Origin of the sequence: Sphaerisporangium viridialbum, assembly GCF_049674955.1 — a bacterium.
In the GTDB taxonomy this organism is placed as follows: domain Bacteria; phylum Actinomycetota; class Actinomycetes; order Streptosporangiales; family Streptosporangiaceae; genus Sphaerisporangium; species Sphaerisporangium viridialbum.
Map to the genome: position 1 here is coordinate 6,568,738 of NZ_CP187232.1, position 17,715 is coordinate 6,586,452.

A 17,715-nucleotide genomic window follows, 5' to 3' on the forward strand; every position below is an offset into this window, starting at 1 on the left:
TCTGCCATATCCGGCCCCGCCGGAGTGCCCCCGCGACGCGGGCCCCAGGTCCGCGCGGGGCACGCTCCAGGACGTGCCGGCGTGACCGCCTACCAGCCGGTTCCGCGACGTCGTGGCCTGCGTCACTTGTGGACGAACGGTCCGACCTGCGGCTATGTCGCGCGTGCGGGTTCTCGGGCGGATGTCCGGCCCGGGGGTGGCAGGAAGCGGTCACGGCGGTGCAGCTTACTGCCGCCCATTCATCTGGTTTGCGGGTCGCGATTCCCGCAGAGTTGGTTGTGCGAGAACAAATACACAGCCCACCCGAAAAGAGCCGAAGAAATGACGAACTCCACCGCCTCCGCCCGCACCGCCGGAACCACCTGGGACTCCCGCTCCCGCACCGCCGGCACCACCTGGGACAGCTACTCGCGCACCGCCGGCACCACCTGGGACTAAGAAAGAACAGCCCGCCAAGCCCAATACGAGAATCCACGTCGACAGCCCCGCGACCACTCCTTTGAAATCACTGAAGTAGTTCCGCTCGACAGCGCATAAAAGCGCACGGAAAGACCAGGCCGCGCCGACTCAGACCATCGCATTCCGGATCCGAACCGATGGCATCGGCAGACATCAAACGGCCACACATCGACCAGGCCAGGCCAGCGCAGAGGGAGCCCCCGCACCGCCATGCGCTATGTCAAACCGGCGCCGAAGCCATCGCCAAGAGGTTCTGGCACCCCGCCGCCGCAGCCCGGGTGGCACATGAATGTCATGCATATAACAGCATGTAAAGCATTCACTTGTTCGATGTGAGGCCAGCCACTTCACTAAGGGCATGACCACCCCGCCTACCTCCGACGTCGACCTCTTCGCCGACGCGGTCGTACTCGACCCGTACCCCGTCTACGCCGAACTGCGGGAGCAGGGTCTCGTCGTCCACCTCCGGAAGAACGATGTCTACGCGCTGACGCGGTACGCCGTTATCCGTGATGCGCTCTCGGACTGGGAGTCGTTCTCCTCGACCTCGATCGCATTCAATCCGATGGCCAACGAGGCGCTCACCGGCACCTCGCTGGCGTCCGATCCGCCGGTGCACACCCAGCTGCGCGCCACGCTCACCGAGAACCTCGCACCGCGTGCGCTGCGCGGGCTCAAGGGCCGGATCGAGGCGAAGGCGGACGTTCTCGTCGCCGAGCTCGTCGAGAGGGGCTCCTTCGAGGCCATCGACGCCCTCGCTCGGGCGTTCCCGCTGGAGGTCGTCGCGGACCTGATCGGCTTCACGGGCCACGTGCGCGACAACATGCTGCGCTGGGGACAGGCCGCCATGCAGGTCCTCGGTCCGATGAACCAGCGCACGGCCGAGAGCTTCCCGATCGCCGGCGAGCTCTACGAATGGTGCGCCCAGGTCAAAGCCTCCGACCTGGCCGAAGGGTCCGTGGGCCGCGGCATCTTCGACGCCGAGGCACGTGGCGCCATTCCGCCGGACACGGCCGGCCACATCATCCACCAGTACCTCGGTGCCGGCGTCGACACCACCGTGGCGGCGATCGGCAACATCGTCGCCCTCTTCGCATCGCACCCCGACCAGCTCGACCTGATCCGCGAGAACCCGTCACTGGTACCGGGGGCGTTCAACGAGGCGCTGCGCTTCTGGCCTCCCGTCAACGCCTGGGGCCGGCGCGCCACCAAGGACGTCGACATCGACGGGACCGTCATCCCGGCAGGCGCACAGATCGCGGTCCTGCTCGGCGCCGGCAACCGCGACCCCCGGCACTACGAGAACCCGGACGCCTTCCTCGTCGCGCGCAATCCGGTCGACCATCTGTCGTTCGGCTACGGCCCTCACGGCTGCGCGGGCCAGGGACTCGCGCGCCTGGAGGCTCACGCTGTGATCGAAGCGCTTTCCCGGCGCGTCAAGCGCCTCGTCGTCGGGCCCGAGGTCCGTGTTCCCAGCAACATCACCCGAAGTATCGAGGAGCTCCCCGTCCTGGAGGTGATCCCCGCATGAAGATCGTTCTTGACCGCCCCCGCTGTGAGGGCCACGGCCTGTGCGAGGAGGCCGCCCCGCAGCTCATGCACCTCGACGACGACGGCGAGCTCGTGCTGGACCGCGAGGAGGTCGACGAAGCCGACGCCGCCCTGGCGAACGCCGCTGTGCGCGTGTGTCCGGTCGCGGCGCTGAGGATCGCATGAGCGGAGGCACGATGGATCGCGTCGTTGTCGTCGGCAACGGGATCGCCGGGCTGACCGCGGCCGACACGCTCCGCGAGGCCGGCTTCGACGGCGAGCTGACCATCGTCGGCGACGAGCCGCACCCGGCGTACAGCCGCCCGGCCCTGTCGAAGGCGCTCCTGCTCGACGGTGACGACATGTCGTCGCACGAGCTTCCGCCGGCCAGCCACGCGGCGACCGAACTTCTGGGCGTACGTGCGACCGCACTCGACCTCGATCGTCGGCTCGTCACCCTCGGCGACGGCACGGCTCTGCCGTACGACCGCGTCGTCCTGGCCACCGGCTCCCGGGCGCGACGGTTGTCCGGCCTTTCCGAGGAAGTCACCCTGCGCGGACTCGATGACGCGCTGTCCCTGCGCAGCCGGCTGGCGGCCAGGCCATCGGTCATCGTGGTGGGCGGAGGCCCGCTCGGAATGGAGATCGCCTCGGGGTGCCTGGCCGCCGGCTGCCAGGTCACCCTCGTCTCCCAGGGCGTGCCGCTGATCGTCCAGCTCGGTCCATACCTCGCCGGCGTCTTCGTCAAGGCCGCGCTGGACCAAGAGCTCACCATCGTCGAGACCGGGTCGGCACGGCTCGAACGGCGTGAGGGGAGCGCTCGGGTCGTCCTTGACGAGGGCGCGGTCCTCCAGGCAGAGATGATCATGACCGCCGTCGGCGACGTGCCCAACACGGAATGGCTCGCGGACACGGGACTTGCGGCGAAGGGCGTCATCCCGGTCGACTCGCGTGGGCTGGTCCGGCCCGACGTCGCGGCCGTCGGTGACCTCGCGGCTTTCCCCACTCCGTACGGCCTGCGCCGCATCCCCCTCTGGAGCAGCGCGATCGAGCAGGCGAAGGCCGCCGCCAGGGCACTCGTCCGCGGCGACGACGCGCCGCCGCTCCAGTTCCAGCCGTACTTCTGGACCGAGCAGTTCGGGCTGAGCCTCAAGGCGGTGGGCTATCTACCGCTGGAGGGGGAACCGACGTACGTCGACGGAGAGCCCGGTGGCGGACCGGCGTTGATGCGCTGGTCACACGACAACGGGACCGGTGTGGCCGCTGCGCTCAACTACCGGGTCCCGATTCCCCGGCTGCGTCGTATGAGTCAGGCGGCCGCGTAGGGTTCCTCTCCATGGGACACGACGGAGAGGGCGCCACAGGTTCGGCGTTGGACCGGCTGGCATCGGTCAACCTCAACCTGTTGGTGCCCCTCCTCGCGCTCCTGGAAGAGCGTTCGGTGACCAGGGCGGCGGAACGAGTCGGTCTGTCACAGCCGGCGATGAGTCACGCCCTCACGAGAATGCGGCGTCTGCTGGGTGACGACCTCGTCGTCCGGCAGGGGGCAGGCGTCACCCTGACCCCGCGGGCACAGGAGCTGATCGCGCCGCTGCGCAGTGCCCTGCAACAGACGGCACGCATCGTGAACTTCCCCTGCTTCGACCCCGCCACGGATCAGCGCGTCATCACGATCGCCATGACGAACAGCACGGCGTTCGTCGTCGGCCCTCAACTGACGCGGCTCATTGCCGAGCGCGCTCCTCGTGCCACGTTGCGTCTACGTACGATCACGGTGCCGACCGAGGCCACTTTCACCGACAAGGGCGTCGACGTCGTGCTGCTCTCCGAGGGGCACTTCTCACCGTATCCACGCGAGCGCCTCTACAACGACCGCTGTGTGGTGGTGGCCTCACCGGACACGCCACCGGATGCGAACGCGCTCGACCTGCTGACCACACAGCCGCACATCGTCGTCGACACTGATCGGCGGGTCTTCCCCTATTCGGTGCTGGAGGAGAGGGGGATCCCCTACCGTGTCGGCCAGTTGATCTCCGACTTTCTGCTGGTACCTTTCCTGGTCGCACGCGCGGGCGGCGTCGCTCTCCTTCGCTACCAAGTCGCCGCCGCCATGCGGACACTTGCCGACCTGCGGATCGAGGAGTTCCCATTCCCGCTTCCCGGGCTCGGGATCGACATGGTCTGGAACCCCCGACTGGCTGATCAGTACTTCATCGAATGGCTTCGGGCGCTACTGTTCGACGTCGCGACGCATCTCTGATGCCGCCCAGGCCCACAGAGCCGGACCGGGCCAGGAAGCTGCCGGCGTACGTTGCCCGCCGGGGTCACTTGAGGCCGGAGAAGCTCATGGTGGCGACGAAGTGGCGCTGGGCCAGGATGAAGGCGGCTACCAGGGGGAGGGTGGCGACGAGGTTGCCGGCCATGAGGGCGGACCATTCGGTGTGACGGGCGCCGGCGAAGGTGGCGAGGCCCATCTGGATGGTGTAGGTGTCCTCCGAGCTGATGGCGATCAGCGGCCAGATCAGGTCGTTCCACGCGCCGAGCAGCGTGAACACCGTCAGCGTCGCGAGGGCCGGCCGGGCGAGCGGGAGCACGATCCGGAAGAACACCCCGAGGCGGGAGCAGCCGTCGATCGTCGCGGCCTCCTCCAGTTCGCGCGGCAGCGAGAGGAAGAACTGCCGCATGAGGAAGACGCCGAAGGCCGAGGCGAGCCAGGGGACGAAGGCCGCGCCGAGCGTGTCGATCAGCCCGAGGTTACGGAACATCAGGAACGTCGGGATCATCAGCACCTGGGCCGGGACCATGACGGTCGCCATGACGAGGGCGAAGGTCAGCGTCCTGCCCCGGAACCGCAGGCGGGCGAAGCCGTACCCGGCGAGGGAGCAGAGCACCAGGTGCCCGGCCACGGCGACGGCCGAGACGAGGACGGTGTTCATCAGCCAGCGCGGATAGTCGTCCTCGGTGAAGATCCGGGCGAATCCGGCGAGCGTGAAGTGCGACGGCCAGACGCGGGGCGGGTAGCGGTTGATGTCGGTGTCCGGCATGAACGCCGTCAGCGCCATCCACACCAGCGGGGCGGCGAAGACCAGCGCGGTGGGCATCAGGATGAGATGGGCCAGCCACGGCCGCCCGCTCTTCCCTCCCGGCATGCCGCCGCCGGTCGCGCCCCGGCTCCCAGGGCTCTCAGTGCCGACCACGCCGACCACGTCGGCAGAGCCGACAGAGCCGGCAGGACTGACAGGGCCGGTCGCGGTGGTCATGCGTGGGCCTCCCCTCGGCGCGAGTACCACAGGGCGACGGAGGAGACCGCGAGCGTGAGCACGAACAGCCCGTACGCCACCGCCGCGCCGTACCCGGAGTGGAACAGCTGGAACGCCTGCTGGTACAGGTAGAGAACGATCACCGTGGTGGAGTCGAGCGGCTGGCCCTTGGTGGTGGTGTAGACGAGGTCGAAGAGCTGGAGCGCGTCGATCGTCTGCCAGATCACCAGGAAGACCGTGGCCGGGCGGAGCTGCGGCACGATGACGTGCCGGAACACGTGCCGCCCCGAGGCCCCGTCCACCCGCGCCGCCTCGGTCAGCTCGCGCGGGATGTCCTGCAACGCGGCGAGGTAGACCACGGCGGGGAGCCCGATGCCGCCCCACAGCGAGATGACGACGAGCACGATCATCGCCTGGCCGGGGTCCTGGAGGAACCCGAGCGGCGGCAGCCCCACCGCCCGCAGCACCGTGTTGGCGATGCCGAACTCCGGGTCGAAGACGAAGTTGGCGAGGATCCCGGTGGCGGCGGCCGACACGACGTACGGGACGAAGATGCACGTACGGTAGAACCCGATGAGCCGGATGGGCCGGTTGAGCATCAGCGCCAGGGGCAGCCCGAGGATCACCGAGCCGGGGACGAACAGCACGGTGTACAGCAGGGTGTGCCCGGTGGCGGCGAGCAGGTCCGGGTCGTCCAGCATGTCCCGGTAGTTCTGCAGGCCCACGTACGCGCCGCCGGAGATCAGGTCGCCGTCGCGGAGGGAGAGCAGCAGCGCCCACGCGGCCGGGAAGAGCGACAGGCCGACGATCACCAGGGTGGCCGGGAGCACGAAGCCCCAGCCGGTGAGGTCGGGAAGCAGGCGGCGGGCGCCGGCGCGGACGGGCACCCGCCTGACGCCCACCGTCACGCTCACCGCGACTTCGCGAGCACGCGGCCCGCGTCCTTGGCCGCCTGGTCCAGCGCCTGCTGTACGGGCGTGCCGCCGATCAGCGCCTGCCCGATCGCGTCGCCGACCTTCTCGGAGAACTCCGGATAGCTCTCCAGCGCCGGACGGGCCTGCTTGGCGTTGTCGAGGTTGGCGGTGAAGACGTCCACGTCGGGGAAGTCCTTGACGAACTGCTTGTACGCCGGGAGTTCCATCGTGGCCTTGCGGACGGGCAGGTTGCCGAGGCCGAGCGTCCAGCGGGCGTCCTGCTCCGGGCGGGTGATCCAGGTCAGGAAGTCGGTGGCGGCCTTGGTCCGCTTCGAGCCGTTGTCGAACACGACCCAGTTGTCCGGACCCGCGATGGTCTCGTGGTTGCCGCCGTAGCCGGGCAGCACCTGGACGCCGTACGAGATCTTGTGGTCGATGAAGTCGAGGAGCGCCCACGGCCCCGCGATGACCATGCCCACCTTCCCGCTCTGGAACAGCGGGAGGAACTTCTCCCCGTTTTGGTCCAGATATACGGACTTATCCTGACGCGCCATCGACTGCCAGAACGTCAACGCCTGAACGGCCTGCGGCGTGTCGAACGCCACCGTCTTGCCGTCCGGGGACACGATCGACCCGCCCTGCTGCCAGAGCATGGGCCAGAACCGCCATACCGTGTCCTCGCTCCCGGTGACCGGATATGCCGTGCCATATACGCCTTTTTCGGGAGAAGTCAGCTTCGCGGCGGCGGCGCGGAAGTCCTCCCACGTCCAGTCCTTGGACGGGTACGGCACGCCCGCCGCGTCGAACAGCTTCTTGTTGTAGACCACCGCGAGGTTGTCCACGATCGCGGGGACGCCGATGACCTTCCCGTTCACCTCGGCCGCCGCCCGCTCCGACGGCCAGAAGTCGTCCCACCCGAAGGCCGGGTCCTTCACGAGCTTGGTCAGGTCGTACACCTTTGGGCTCTTGGCCAGATGGGCCGACCAGGATCCGTACATGTACGCGATGTCGGGCGCGTCGCCGCCGGCGAGCGCGGCCTGCACCTTCTGCAGCATGTCGTCCACGTTGGTCGTGCCGACGGCGGGGACGACCTGGACGCCCGGATGGGTGCGGTTGTAGTCGGCGGCGAGACCCTGGATCACCTTCGCCTGGGTCTCCACCTGGCCGTGCCACCAGACCACCTTCACCGGGCCCGCGGCCTCCTCGGCAGGGGCGCCGCAGGCCGCGAGCCCCACGACCGCGGCGAGCCCGGCCGCGACGGCCGCCAGCGTGCCGCTCCGCCAGGCCCGGCTCACCGGGGCCTCCTTACGGGAATGGTCTTCACCGGTTCCTCCTCGGTCGTTCCGCGCGCCGGCGATCCGCTCACACGGCACCTCTCAGTGACGCGGGGAGCAGGTCGCCGTGCGCCCGTACCATGTCGTCGCACAGGGCCCAGATCTGCTCGACCGTCAGCGTCGCGGAGGCGTTGGGGTCCGCCATCACCGCGTGCCGGATGTGGTCCGGCCGCCCCTCCAGGGCCGCGCGCACGGTCAGCTCGTTGACGGCGACGTACGCGCGGTTGAGCGCCGCGCACTGCGGCGGCAGGTCGGGCACGGCCATCGGCCGCACACCGAGCGCGTCCGCCACGCACGGCACCTCGACGACGCACCCGGGCGGGAGGTTGCCGATCAGGCCGCGGTTGACGACGTTGCCGTAGACCACGCGCCGGGCGCCGGTCACGACGCTGTGGATGATCTGCGGCGCGTACTCCATGGTGGCCTCGACCGGGATGGGCCTCCCGGCGCCGAGCGCGTCGCGGGTGGCCTCGTACCGCCGCACGTTCTCCTCGCTGATGCCGATGTAGTCGCCCACCGGGATGCGCAGCCGCTCGATCTCCTGGTCGCTGTGCAGGTACCACGGCACGTACTCCGAGGAGTGCTCGCTGCTCTCGGTCGGGAAGACGCCGAGCCGCCGGTACATGTCGACGCGCACCCTGCGCAGCAGGCCGGGGTCGCGCTCGATGGCCTCGTCCAGGCGTGGGTAGAGGCTCTGCCCCGCGCGCTCGAACCGCAGCACCCACGCCTGGTGGTTGACCCCGGCGGCGAGGAAGGACACCTCGTCCATGGGCACGCCCACCAGCTCGGACAGGTCGTGGATGGTCCAATGCACCGAGTGGCAGAGCCCGACGACGTTCCGCACCGGGGTGGCCGCGTTGAGGTACCACACGTTCATGGCCATCGGGTTGGTGTAGTTGAGCAGCCAGGCGTCGGGACAGAGCTCCGCGATGTCGCGGCCGATGCCCTCCAGCACCGGGAAGGTGCGGAGCGCCCGGAAGATCCCGCCGACGCCGAGCGTGTCGCCGATCGTCTGGCGCAGCCCGTAACGGGCGGGGATCTCGAAGTCGGTGCGGGTCGCGCCGATCATGCCGACCTGGATCATGTTGATCACGAAGTCGGCCCCTTCGAGGGCGGGCCGCCGCTCCAGGTGCGCGGTGATCTTCACGGGGAGCGGAGCCGAGACTCCCGCTGCCGCGATGTAGTGCGCGGCGGCCTCGGCGGTCCGCAGGCGCCCGGGGTCGATGTCGTGGAGAGCGATCTCCAGGTCGTCCCGCTCGCGCAGCTCGGGGAAGCCGAACAGGTCGGCCAGTAGCCCTTGGGTGAACTCGACGCTCCCGGCGCCGAGAAATACGATCTTCACTGGTTGTGCACCTCGTCCCAGGTGGGCTGGGCGGCGGTTCCGCCTGCCGCACGGGTTGACAGCGATCCGCAGGCCACGGCGACGCGGAGGCTCCCGGGAAGGTCCAGGCCGCGCAGCCGGGCCGCGATGAATCCGGCGTTGAAGGAGTCGCCCGCGCCGACGGTGTCGGCGATCTCGGCCTCCGGCACGTACGGCGCGGGCACCCGTACGGCGGCCCCGTCGGCCCACGCCAGCGCGCCGTCGCGGCCGTCCTTGACGACCGGCAGCACGCCGCGCAGGGCGAGGGCCTCGGCGGCCTTCTCGACGGCGGGCTCGCCGGTGATCGCGAGCGCCTCGGCGGCGTTGGGCAGCAGCACGCCGGCCGTCTTGAGCACCTCGTCCAGCCCCCGCCACTCCCCCGCGGGGTCGTCGTTGGTGTCCAGGCTGGTCGTGCCGCGCGCCTGCCCGAACAGCGCGGGGAGCCCGGCGGCGAGGCCCGGCTGGAGGAAGTACGACGAAACGTGCACGTGTGCTGCGGCCCTGAGCAGGTGCCCCGGCACGTCGTCCGCGGTGAGGTACGGCAGGCACCCCGGCGCGGTGAGGATCGCCCGCCCGCCCGCGCCCTCCCGCGCCAGGACCACGGTGAGCGCGGTCGGGCGCTCGTCAACGACGCAGTGACGGGTGTCCACCCCGCGCTCGGCGAGCATCCCGAGGACCAGGCGCCCCGCGGCGTCGGCGCCGACGCGGCCGACGAAGGCCGTCCGCAGCCCGAGCCGCGCGGCGCCGCACGCCGTGATCGCGCCGGACCCGCCGAGCACCAGCTCGCCCCGCTCCACCAGCTCCTCGCGCTGACCGTACGCCGGCCGACGTGGCGCTCCGGTGAGCACCACGTCGGGGTTGGCGTCGCCGACGACCAGCAGGTCGTACTCAGGCGCCACGGCACGGGACGCGGTAGGCGTCCAGGTTCAGGTGTTTCTTCAACGAGTTGAAGTTCGCCGTGTTGGCCTTGGTGCAGAACTTCGAGGTGGCGAGGCTGTACTCCACCTCGAACACGGCCTTGCCCGCGTTGACGAACTGGTCGTATCCGTAGGAGCCGTTGTCGGCGGTGGTGCACTCGGAGTACTGGAAGCACTGCTCGTTGAGCGCGAAGTCGAAGTACGGCAGGAGCTGCGGGATCTGCGCGTTGTCGTTCTTCAGCGCCACGGACAGGCCGCGCCTGTGCGCCTCGTTGGCCAGCCAGGAGTTGTACGCGAGCTGGTCGGACGCCTTCAGCGGGAAGCCGGTGTCGTTGGTGTGGCCGTCGACGTTGTCCGGCTCGACCGCGTCGAACCCGGCGGCCTTGCACCTGTCCAGGCGGGCCTTCATGATCGTGCCGAGCGTGCCTGCGTACTGCCGGATGTCGAGCCAGCGCTCGCCCGCCCATCCGTCGAGAGCCTTTCCGAGCACGGAGGCGGGGAACTGCGCGGCGTCAGGACGCCAGTCTTCGTACGATCCGGCGCTGATGTAGCAGACGACCCCGCGGCCCGGCTTGGTGTCGTGCAGCGACCTGACCAGCGCGCCGCCCGCCTCGAAGCCGTCGATGTCGTACATCTGCACATCGGCGAAGGGGGTGGTCGGCAGGGATGAGAGCTGCCACTGCCAGCTTGTCTGCAGGGCGGGCCGCCAGCAGCCGGAGCAGGCGACGGGAGCGGGTAGCGCGGCCGCCTGAGCCTGGGCTTGGACGCCGGTCAGGCAGAGAACGGCGAAGGCGACGACGGATAACGCACGGAAGATACGGGGACTCCGTGGAAGACGCATGGACACTCCTCGCGAACGATTATGTTCGGGACAAAGTGGCGAAATGCGCGCTGTTCCCCACTCTCCGGACCGGCCTCGCCATGGACGGCGGAGTGGCGCGGCCCACACTCCGTTCGCCGGGGCTCACGCCAGCACGCGGATGAGGTCTCCTTCCTGGACCACCTCGAACGCGCCTTCAGGCTTGCGCGTTCATGCGCGAAATTCAAGCTTTTCGCGCATTAAGAGTCGATTACATCCGCAGACGGGAGCGGGCGGCGCTTGCCAGGATCCGCGAACGGGGAGAGTCTGGCCGGGGAACCACCGATCACAGCCGAGGACCGCCTCATGAAGAAGCTCATCAACAGCGCGGACTCCGTCGTCGCCGACGCGCTCGCCGGAATCGCCGAGGCCCACCCCGGGCTCCGCGTGGACCTGGAGAACAAGATCGTGTACCGCCGGTCCGCGCCCACGCGGGGCAAGGTCGGGCTGGTGTCGGGGGGCGGCTCCGGTCACGAACCGCTGCACGGGGGCTTCGTCGGGCACGGCATGCTCGACGCGGCCTGTCCGGGAGAGATCTTCACCTCACCGGTCCCCGACCAGGTCATCGAGGCCACCAAGGGCGTCGACGGCGGCGCCGGGGTGCTGCACATCGTCAAGAACTACACCGGCGACGTGCTGAACTTCGAGATGGCGGCGGAGCTGTGCGCCGAGGAGGGCATCGAGGTCGCCGTCGTGCTCGTCAACGACGACGTGGCCGTCAAGGACTCCCTCTACACCGCCGGCCGCCGCGGCACCGGCGCGACGGTCTTCGTGGAGAAGATCGCCGGAGCCCTGGCCGAGGAGGGCGCGTCCCTCGCCGAGGTGGCCAAGGTGGGCGAGGAGGTCAACGCGCGCAGCCGCTCGTTCGGCGTGGCCCTGTCCCCCTGCACCGTCCCGGCGGCCGGGAAGCCGACCTTCGAGCTGGCCGGCGACGAGATCGAGCTGGGCATCGGCATCCACGGCGAGCCCGGCCGCACCCGCGCTCCCATCGCCCCGGCCCGCGAGCTGGCCCGCGTCGCCATGGACGCCGTCAACGCCGACATGCCGCTCTCCGGCGACACGCTGGTGCTGGTCAACGGCATGGGCGGCACCCCGCTCATCGAGCTGTACGTCGTCTTCGCCGAGGTCGCCGCCTACCTGCGCGACCAGGGCGCCGAGCCCGCCCGCGCCCTGGTGGGCAACTACGTCACCAGCCTCGACATGCAGGGTTTCTCGGTGAGCGTGTGCAAGCTGACCGACGAGCTCACCCGCCTCTGGGACGCCCCCGTGGAGACCCCCGGCCTCCGCTGGGGCCGGTGACGGCACCACCCGCACCCGCTTCGAGGAGTCGCGAGCCCCATGGACGCCCAGTTCTTCACCGCCTGGATCGAGGAGGTCGCGCGGGCCGTCGGCACGAACCGCGACCACCTGACGCGGCTCGACGCCGCCATCGGTGACGCCGACCACGGCTCCAACCTGGACCGCGGCTTCACCGCCGTCCGGGAGGCCCTGGCCGCCGCGCCGGGCGGCACCCCGGGAGCCGTCCTCAGCCTCACCGGCACGACGCTGATCCGCAAGGTCGGCGGCGCCTCGGGACCCCTTTACGGGACGGCCTTCCGCGAGTTGGGCAAGGCCCTCGGCTCCGGCGCCGACGTCACGCTCGCCGAGCTGGCGTCCGGCTTCGAGGCGGCCCTCGCGGGCGTGCGGAGGCTCGGCGGCGCGGCCGAGGGCGACAAGACCATGGTGGACGCCCTCGCCCCCGCGTCACGCGCCCTCTCCGCGGCCGTACAGAACGGGACGAAGGCCGAGGAGGCGCTCGACGCCGCCCGCGCGGCGGCGGAGGAGGGCGCCCAGGCGACGATCCCCCTCCAGGCCCGCAAGGGACGCGCCAGCTACCTGGGCGAGCGCAGCATCGGCCACCAGGACCCGGGCGCGGCCTCCACCGCCCTGGTCCTCACCGCCCTGCGCGCGGTGGCCGCCGGATGACCACTCGGGACGGTCTCGTGGGCATCGTCCTCGTCTCGCACAGCGACGCGCTGGCGAGGGAGGCGGTCGCGCTCGCCGTGGGGATCGCCGGACCCGGCGTACGGGTGGCGCCCGCGGGGGGCACCGACGACGGCGGGCTCGGCACCAGCCCGGACAAGGTGGCGGCGGCCATCGAGGAGGTCGGCCGGGGAGCAGGGGTCGTGCTCATCCCCGACCTCGGCAGCTCGGTGCTGACGGCCCTCCTTTTCGAGCGACCCGGTCAGGTGGTGATCGCCGACGTCCCCTTCGTCGAGGGCGCCATAGCGGCGGCCGTGGCGGCCGGCATCGGGGCCTCACTGGAAGGAGTACTGGACGCCGCCGAAGATGCCAGGACATACCGCAAACTATGACGACTAATACCGCAAAAAGGACGGAATTGACGGCTCTGCCGGAAACGCGGCGCAGGTCCGCGTACTGATCCACGGGAAGGCGCACCGGTGCGGAGGCGGCATATGTAAAGATCACCCCATGAAGCGATTAAGTCGTAGGTTGCTGCCCTTTTTCTGCCTACTCGCCCTGGCCGCGGGCGGTGGGGTCGGCGCCGCCGCCGCCGACACGGCAACGGCCGCGAGGACACTGGACGTCCCCACACAGCTCGCCGCGATGCGGAAGCTCGACTTCATGGTCGGCCGGTGGGCCGGAGTCGGCTGGACCATCACCAGTTCGGGTGAGCGGCAGGAGTTCACCCAGACCGAGCACGTCCGGCGCCAGGTGAGCGGCCTCGCGCTCTCCGTGGAGGGCGAGGGACGCGACAAGGCGCAGCCGCGGCGGGTCGTGGACACCGCGCTCGCCGTGATCAACTACAACGACCTCACCGGGCAGTACCGCTGGGAGGCGTTCTCAGGGGGCCACGTCACCGAGGTCGTCCCGGTCGTCGGCGACAACCTGTTCCAGTGGAACCTCCAGACGCCCAGCGTCACCATCCGGTACACGCTGAAGTTCACCCGGAAGACCTGGCACGAGGTCGGCGAGTTCAGCCCCGACGGCGGGAAGACCTGGCGGCAGAATTTCCAGATGGACCTGCGCCGCGTGTCCTGAGTTTCCCGGCCCGGCGCTCACCCTCCGCGTACGAAGGAAAGGGTCTGCCGCGCGGTCGCCGCGCCGGTAATGCCCTCTCCTCAAAGCACTGATGACTTTCAGGCGTGAGCGCCGGCCGGAGTTACGTATTGCGCATCGCCGGCCGGGCCGATACGTATGCCTACGGCTGAGTAATACGTATGTTCCGACCTATTCTCGGTTTTGGTCTGGACCGGCTTTGACCCATGGCCGATGATGCATTTGGCCGCCATCCAGTTCAAAAGGAGCACATCATGGGCTTGAACCTCCGAGTGGTCGTCCCCCTGGTCTACGCGGTCGCCGTCATCGTGGCGCTGTTGATCAACAAGACGGCCGGTGGGGTGGTCGCCGTGGCAGGCGCCATCCTGGTCGCCCTGTTCTTCGTGAGCTACGGCCGCAGGGCCAACCGTTCATAGCGGAGTCAGCGCGAACAGCGCGCCCCACGGGTCCTGAAGGATCGTCGCCGGGCCGTGCTGTGCGGCGATCGTGGCGCCGAGGCGCTCGGCCGCGGTGAGCGCGGCCGGGCAGTCGTCCGCCCCGAAGAACGTCACCCACTGCGGCGCGAACCCGTTACCCGGCCCCTCGGCGGCCGGCGCGGGCCCGCGCGCGCCGAGCACGCCGCCGTAGAAGGCGTCGGCCGCGGCCACGTCGCCGGCCCACAGCTCGTGGCGGCACCACGTCCCCGGCTCGCCCACCACCACGATGCCGGCCTCCCGCCGGCCCTCCCAGAACCCCACTGCCGCCCCTGAGGGGTCCACCGCGAACAGCAGCCGCCCGTTGGGGCCCGCGTCGATCGGGCCGAAGACGACCGTGCCGCCGAGCCCCCTGACCCGGCCCGCGACGGCGTCGGCGTCCTTCGTGGCCAGATAGGTGTTCCACGACGCGGGCAGCGCCCGCCCGGGCGGCACCCGGCCGAACCCGCCGACGACGTTCCCGCCCAGGCGGATGAACTCGTACCCGCCCTCGGTGTCGAACCCCCACCCGAACAGCTCGCCGTAGAAGGCCCGGGCGCCCTCGGGATCGAGAGCCGCGTAGTCCACCCAGCACGGCGCGCCCGGCTCATAGTGCTCGTGAATCGGCATGTGCCTCCTCCATCGCGGCCAGCCGCAGGTGGGTGCCGATGTGCGGCGCCACCGTCTCGGGCCGTTCGATCATGCACAGGTGACCGGCCGCGGGGACGGTGACCGTACGGCACCGGGGGACGGTCGCGCGCAGCAGCTCGGCGCTCGCCCTGAAGGTCGGCATGTCCTCGTCGCCGGCCACGACCAGGGTCGCCGCGTGGATGCCGCCGAGGTCCTCGGCGGTGTGCACGTGCCGGCTGAGGCCGTACATCGCGCCGTCGCGCAGCTCCCGCCAGGTGTGCCTGGCCACGATGGCGCGCAGCCCGGCCCGCAGGGCGGGGTGCCGCTCGGTGCCGCGGAAGATGTCGGGCGGCGACGTCATCCACAGGTCGGCGAGCTCCTCGCCGGTCGCGCCCCGGCGCGCGAGCATGGCAAGGGCGCGGTAGTGGTCGCCCGTCCCCGGCTCGGGGGGCGCGCCCGCGATGGTGGGCGAGCCGATGATCAGCCCTCGTACGGTGCGCGGGTCGTCGATGGCCATCTGCAGGGCGACCATCGAGCCGATGGACTCCGCCACGACCATGCTCGCCGACTCGGCCCTCGCCAGCTCGGTCAGCTCGGCCGCCAGCATCGTCAGGGACGTCCCGGGGGCGAGCGGCCCGGAGCGGCCGTGACCGGGCAGGTCGACGCCGATGTGCCGCCAGCCGGGCAGCAGCGCCCACAGCCGTTCCCACACCGACGAGTCCATGGTGTAGCCGTGGATCCACAGGACGGCGGGACCGTCGCCGTGCGTGCGCAGATGCAGGGTCATGACAACGCTCCGAAACTCGCGCAGAACTGGCGGAAGGCGATCACAGGGGCGTCCCCGGCGTCGAGCCGCTGAGGAGCGTCGACGTCCAGGTGGTCCCAGACCACCCGGTCCTGGTCGAAGGCGTAGCGGGCGCCGTGGATCAGGGCGGGCAGCGCGTCGGCCTGGTCGGGCCGCACCCCGATGGCGACCCGGCCCACGCTGCCCTTCTCGCGCGGGATCGCCCCGGTGATGATCGTGTACGGCGCCTGCTCGCCGCCCAGCTCGGTGACCACCAGATGCGGGCTGAACGCGCGGGCCACGAACCGGGACGCGAAGTCCAGCCGCCGTTCCTTCTCCCAGGGCGGCGCCTTGGTGCGGAACTCGCCCTCGATGACCAGCTCGCCGTGCTCGCCGAGCGTGGCCCGCATGCCCCGCACAGCGGGCACCAGGTGGACCGAGCGGAAGTGCTCGGCGTCGAAGGCGTTCTCGACGACGTACTCGGCGGGCACGGCCACGGGCTGGATCACCGCGCCGACGACCGTCAGATCGGCGGCCACCTGCTTGATCGCCTGCTGGAAGCCCCGGTCGTCGCCCGGGCCGTCGGAGAGCTTGACGAACAGGGCCGCGCCCGCGCGCTCGGTCCGCAGCTCGCCGACCGACCAGCGCCGCGTGCTCTCGCCGAGCGAGATCCGCTTCCCGTGGAACGGGCAGATCACGCAGCCGCCGTCCAGCTTGCCGCCGTATCCGAGATGGGCGCCCCTGTGGGGGCAGGCGCCGTCGAAGACGCGGATCCGCTCGCCCTCGCGGACGGCGATCAGGCTGCGGTTCCCGAGCCGGAGCGGCGTGAGCTCCTCGGTGAGCTCCTCCTCCAGTGCCAGCAGGAACCATCCCCCATGCGGTGTCATCGGCGTCATCGGCATCCCTTCAGCGCCTCGATCACTTCTCTGGCCGCGCGTTCGCCGCTGGCCATGGCCATGTGCACCATGGGCGGGCCTGAGCGGCCCACGGTGGCCTCCCCGGCGAAGAAGAGCGTGCCGCCCATCGGCTCGGCCCAGACCTCGGGCGCCCAGAGCGCCCCCACGCAGGGATAGGTGTACGCGCCGCCCGCCCACTCGTCGGCGCCCCAGTCGGCGACGTCGACCGCCTCGGGCCGCAGCCCCCGGGTCCACGGCATCGCCTCGCCCAGCAGCGCGGCAAGCCCGCCGGAGGAGCGCGCGACCGCGCGGGCCGCCCTGGCCGCGCGTTCCTTGGCCACAACGAGCACCTCGGGACGGCCCGCCGTGGCGCTGAGGAACCCGAGCCGCCCGCCCACGTCGAATACGACACGCGACTCGGGGGCGGGGACGGGGTAGGTGACCACGGCGCACCACGCGTCGCCGAGCCGCAGCTCGTACGCGGCGGCCTGCTTGCGCACCGGGAGGTCGTTGACGGCGAGCCTGCCGTCGGCGACCAGAGGGGGCGGGACGGTGATGACGGCCGCGCCCGCGGTGGTGGCGCCTTCGGCGGTCACCACGTCCACGTGGCCGGGAGACCAGGCGACGCGCAGCACCGGGCTGCCCGTCCGCACGTCGAGACCGGTGGCGAACCGCGCGGGCAGCCGGTCGAGACCTCCGGGGATCGGGAACTCGCCCCGGCCCACGCGGTCCGCGCGGCGGCCGGCGGCGATGCCGAGCGCGCTGAGCATGTCCGGGTCGGCCGCCCAGCCCTGCCGGAACCATTCGGCCGTGGCCTCGGCCCCCGAGGAGGCCGAGCAGGCCGAGGAGGCCGCGGGGGCCTCGCGTTTGAGCCACTCGGTGACCGGCACGTCCTCGGTCGCGCCGTCGAGCAGGCGCTCCTCCAGCACCGGCGGAGGCGGCCCGGCCTCGGACAGCACGGCCATGGGCCGCACCTCGTCGCCGAGGAGGACGAAGGCCGTACGGCGGGGCAGGGGTGGCGGGCGTCGCAGGCCCGGCAGCGACCAGATGGGATTGCGGTCCCCGTGCACCACCTGCGCGCCGAGTTCCAGCAGGGAGGGCCGATGGGTCTGGATCCGGCCCCCGACCCGGTCCCTGGCCTCCAGCACTGCGACCGACAGGCCTTCGTCGCGCAGGCGCCGGGCCGCGGTCAGACCGCTGATCCCGGCTCCGATCACGACGACGTCGAGCTGCACCACCGTTCACCCCCTTGTAGTAGTT

The 17,715-nt window shown here is 70.8% G+C and carries 19 protein-coding genes; 9 read left to right on the forward strand and 10 right to left on the reverse strand.

The features are described from left to right. The first annotated feature begins 817 nt into the window (after positions 1-817). The 4 genes from ACOZ38_RS29775 to ACOZ38_RS29790 are packed head-to-tail and all read left to right on the forward strand — an operon-like array spanning position 818 to position 4,249. The gene (locus ACOZ38_RS29775; RefSeq protein WP_424534462.1) at positions 818-1,990 is read left to right on the forward strand and encodes a cytochrome P450; all 1,173 of its coding nucleotides are present in this window, start codon (positions 818-820) and stop codon (positions 1,988-1,990) included. Further along, positions 1,987-2,175, forward strand: a complete 189-nt coding sequence (locus tag ACOZ38_RS29780; RefSeq protein ID WP_061261667.1) for a ferredoxin — start codon at positions 1,987-1,989, stop codon at positions 2,173-2,175. The genes ACOZ38_RS29775 and ACOZ38_RS29780 overlap by 4 nt, the downstream gene beginning before the upstream one ends. A gap of 11 nt (positions 2,176-2,186) precedes the next feature. Next, positions 2,187-3,314: an NAD(P)/FAD-dependent oxidoreductase gene (locus ACOZ38_RS29785; RefSeq protein ID WP_424534463.1), complete on the forward strand. Its 1,128-nt coding sequence runs from the start codon at positions 2,187-2,189 to the stop codon at positions 3,312-3,314. Between the two features lie 11 nt (positions 3,315-3,325). Beyond that, the gene (locus tag ACOZ38_RS29790) at positions 3,326-4,249 is read left to right on the forward strand and encodes a LysR family transcriptional regulator (RefSeq protein ID WP_424534464.1); all 924 of its coding nucleotides are present in this window, start codon (positions 3,326-3,328) and stop codon (positions 4,247-4,249) included. A gap of 64 nt (positions 4,250-4,313) precedes the next feature. Here the strand turns inward: ACOZ38_RS29790 and ACOZ38_RS29795 are convergent, their stop codons facing one another. The 6 genes from ACOZ38_RS29795 to ACOZ38_RS29820 form a co-directional block, all read right to left on the reverse strand. Beyond that, positions 4,314-5,249: a carbohydrate ABC transporter permease gene (locus tag ACOZ38_RS29795; protein ID WP_424534465.1), complete on the reverse strand. Its 936-nt coding sequence runs from the start codon at positions 5,247-5,249 to the stop codon at positions 4,314-4,316. Further along, complete coding sequence (locus ACOZ38_RS29800; RefSeq protein WP_424534466.1) at positions 5,246-6,163, reverse strand: carbohydrate ABC transporter permease; 918 nt, start codon at positions 6,161-6,163, stop codon at positions 5,246-5,248. Before ACOZ38_RS29800 ends, ACOZ38_RS29795 begins: the two co-directional genes overlap by 4 nt. After that, the gene (locus tag ACOZ38_RS29805) at positions 6,160-7,458 is read right to left on the reverse strand and encodes an ABC transporter substrate-binding protein (RefSeq protein WP_424534467.1); all 1,299 of its coding nucleotides are present in this window, start codon (positions 7,456-7,458) and stop codon (positions 6,160-6,162) included. Before ACOZ38_RS29805 ends, ACOZ38_RS29800 begins: the two co-directional genes overlap by 4 nt. Positions 7,459-7,525: 67 nt before the next feature. Then, positions 7,526-8,839, reverse strand: coding sequence for an alpha-glucosidase/alpha-galactosidase (locus ACOZ38_RS29810; protein ID WP_424534468.1), 1,314 nt, complete (start codon positions 8,837-8,839; stop codon positions 7,526-7,528). Further along, positions 8,836-9,756: a carbohydrate kinase family protein gene (locus ACOZ38_RS29815; RefSeq protein ID WP_424534469.1), complete on the reverse strand. Its 921-nt coding sequence runs from the start codon at positions 9,754-9,756 to the stop codon at positions 8,836-8,838. The genes ACOZ38_RS29810 and ACOZ38_RS29815 overlap by 4 nt, the downstream gene beginning before the upstream one ends. Continuing rightward, positions 9,746-10,615: an endo alpha-1,4 polygalactosaminidase gene (locus ACOZ38_RS29820; RefSeq protein ID WP_424534470.1), complete on the reverse strand. Its 870-nt coding sequence runs from the start codon at positions 10,613-10,615 to the stop codon at positions 9,746-9,748. The genes ACOZ38_RS29815 and ACOZ38_RS29820 overlap by 11 nt, the downstream gene beginning before the upstream one ends. 324 nt (positions 10,616-10,939) lie before the next feature. On the opposite strand from ACOZ38_RS29820, the gene dhaK reads away from it, so the two are divergent. The 5 genes from dhaK to ACOZ38_RS29845 all read left to right on the forward strand — a co-directional run bounded on the left by dhaK (position 10,940) and on the right by ACOZ38_RS29845 (position 14,109). Continuing rightward, entirely contained in the window at positions 10,940-11,932 is a 993-nt protein-coding gene (dhaK, locus tag ACOZ38_RS29825; protein WP_424534471.1) for a dihydroxyacetone kinase subunit DhaK, read from the forward strand. A gap of 39 nt (positions 11,933-11,971) precedes the next feature. Next, positions 11,972-12,598, forward strand: coding sequence for a dihydroxyacetone kinase subunit DhaL (dhaL, locus tag ACOZ38_RS29830; RefSeq protein ID WP_424534472.1), 627 nt, complete (start codon positions 11,972-11,974; stop codon positions 12,596-12,598). Next, complete coding sequence (locus ACOZ38_RS29835; RefSeq protein WP_424534473.1) at positions 12,595-12,987, forward strand: PTS-dependent dihydroxyacetone kinase phosphotransferase subunit DhaM; 393 nt, start codon at positions 12,595-12,597, stop codon at positions 12,985-12,987. Before dhaL ends, ACOZ38_RS29835 begins: the two co-directional genes overlap by 4 nt. Before the next feature lie 139 nt (positions 12,988-13,126). After that, positions 13,127-13,675 carry a hypothetical protein gene (locus ACOZ38_RS29840; RefSeq protein ID WP_424534474.1) on the forward strand — a complete coding sequence of 183 codons (549 nt, stop codon included), beginning with the start codon at positions 13,127-13,129 and terminating at the stop codon, positions 13,673-13,675. Positions 13,676-13,947: 272 nt separating this feature from the next. Next, entirely contained in the window at positions 13,948-14,109 is a 162-nt protein-coding gene (locus ACOZ38_RS29845; protein ID WP_405151375.1) for a hypothetical protein, read from the forward strand. Here the strand turns inward: ACOZ38_RS29845 and ACOZ38_RS29850 are convergent. From ACOZ38_RS29850 to ACOZ38_RS29865, 4 genes are read right to left on the reverse strand one after another with little or no spacing between them, the layout of a single operon-like run. Beyond that, positions 14,104-14,775 (reverse strand): VOC family protein, encoded by a 672-nt coding sequence (locus ACOZ38_RS29850; protein WP_424534475.1) that lies wholly within the window; start codon positions 14,773-14,775, stop codon positions 14,104-14,106. The two genes, ACOZ38_RS29845 and ACOZ38_RS29850, sit on opposite strands and share 6 nt — an antisense overlap. Continuing rightward, positions 14,753-15,562: an alpha/beta fold hydrolase gene (locus ACOZ38_RS29855; protein WP_424534476.1), complete on the reverse strand. Its 810-nt coding sequence runs from the start codon at positions 15,560-15,562 to the stop codon at positions 14,753-14,755. Before ACOZ38_RS29855 ends, ACOZ38_RS29850 begins: the two co-directional genes overlap by 23 nt. Continuing rightward, positions 15,559-16,455, reverse strand: coding sequence for a Rieske 2Fe-2S domain-containing protein (locus ACOZ38_RS29860; protein ID WP_405151381.1), 897 nt, complete (start codon positions 16,453-16,455; stop codon positions 15,559-15,561). Before ACOZ38_RS29860 ends, ACOZ38_RS29855 begins: the two co-directional genes overlap by 4 nt. Then, a complete protein-coding gene (locus ACOZ38_RS29865; RefSeq protein ID WP_424534477.1) occupies positions 16,452-17,693 on the reverse strand; it encodes a flavin monoamine oxidase family protein in 1,242 nt (413 codons plus the stop codon). Before ACOZ38_RS29865 ends, ACOZ38_RS29860 begins: the two co-directional genes overlap by 4 nt. Positions 17,694-17,715: the final 22 nt, after the last annotated feature.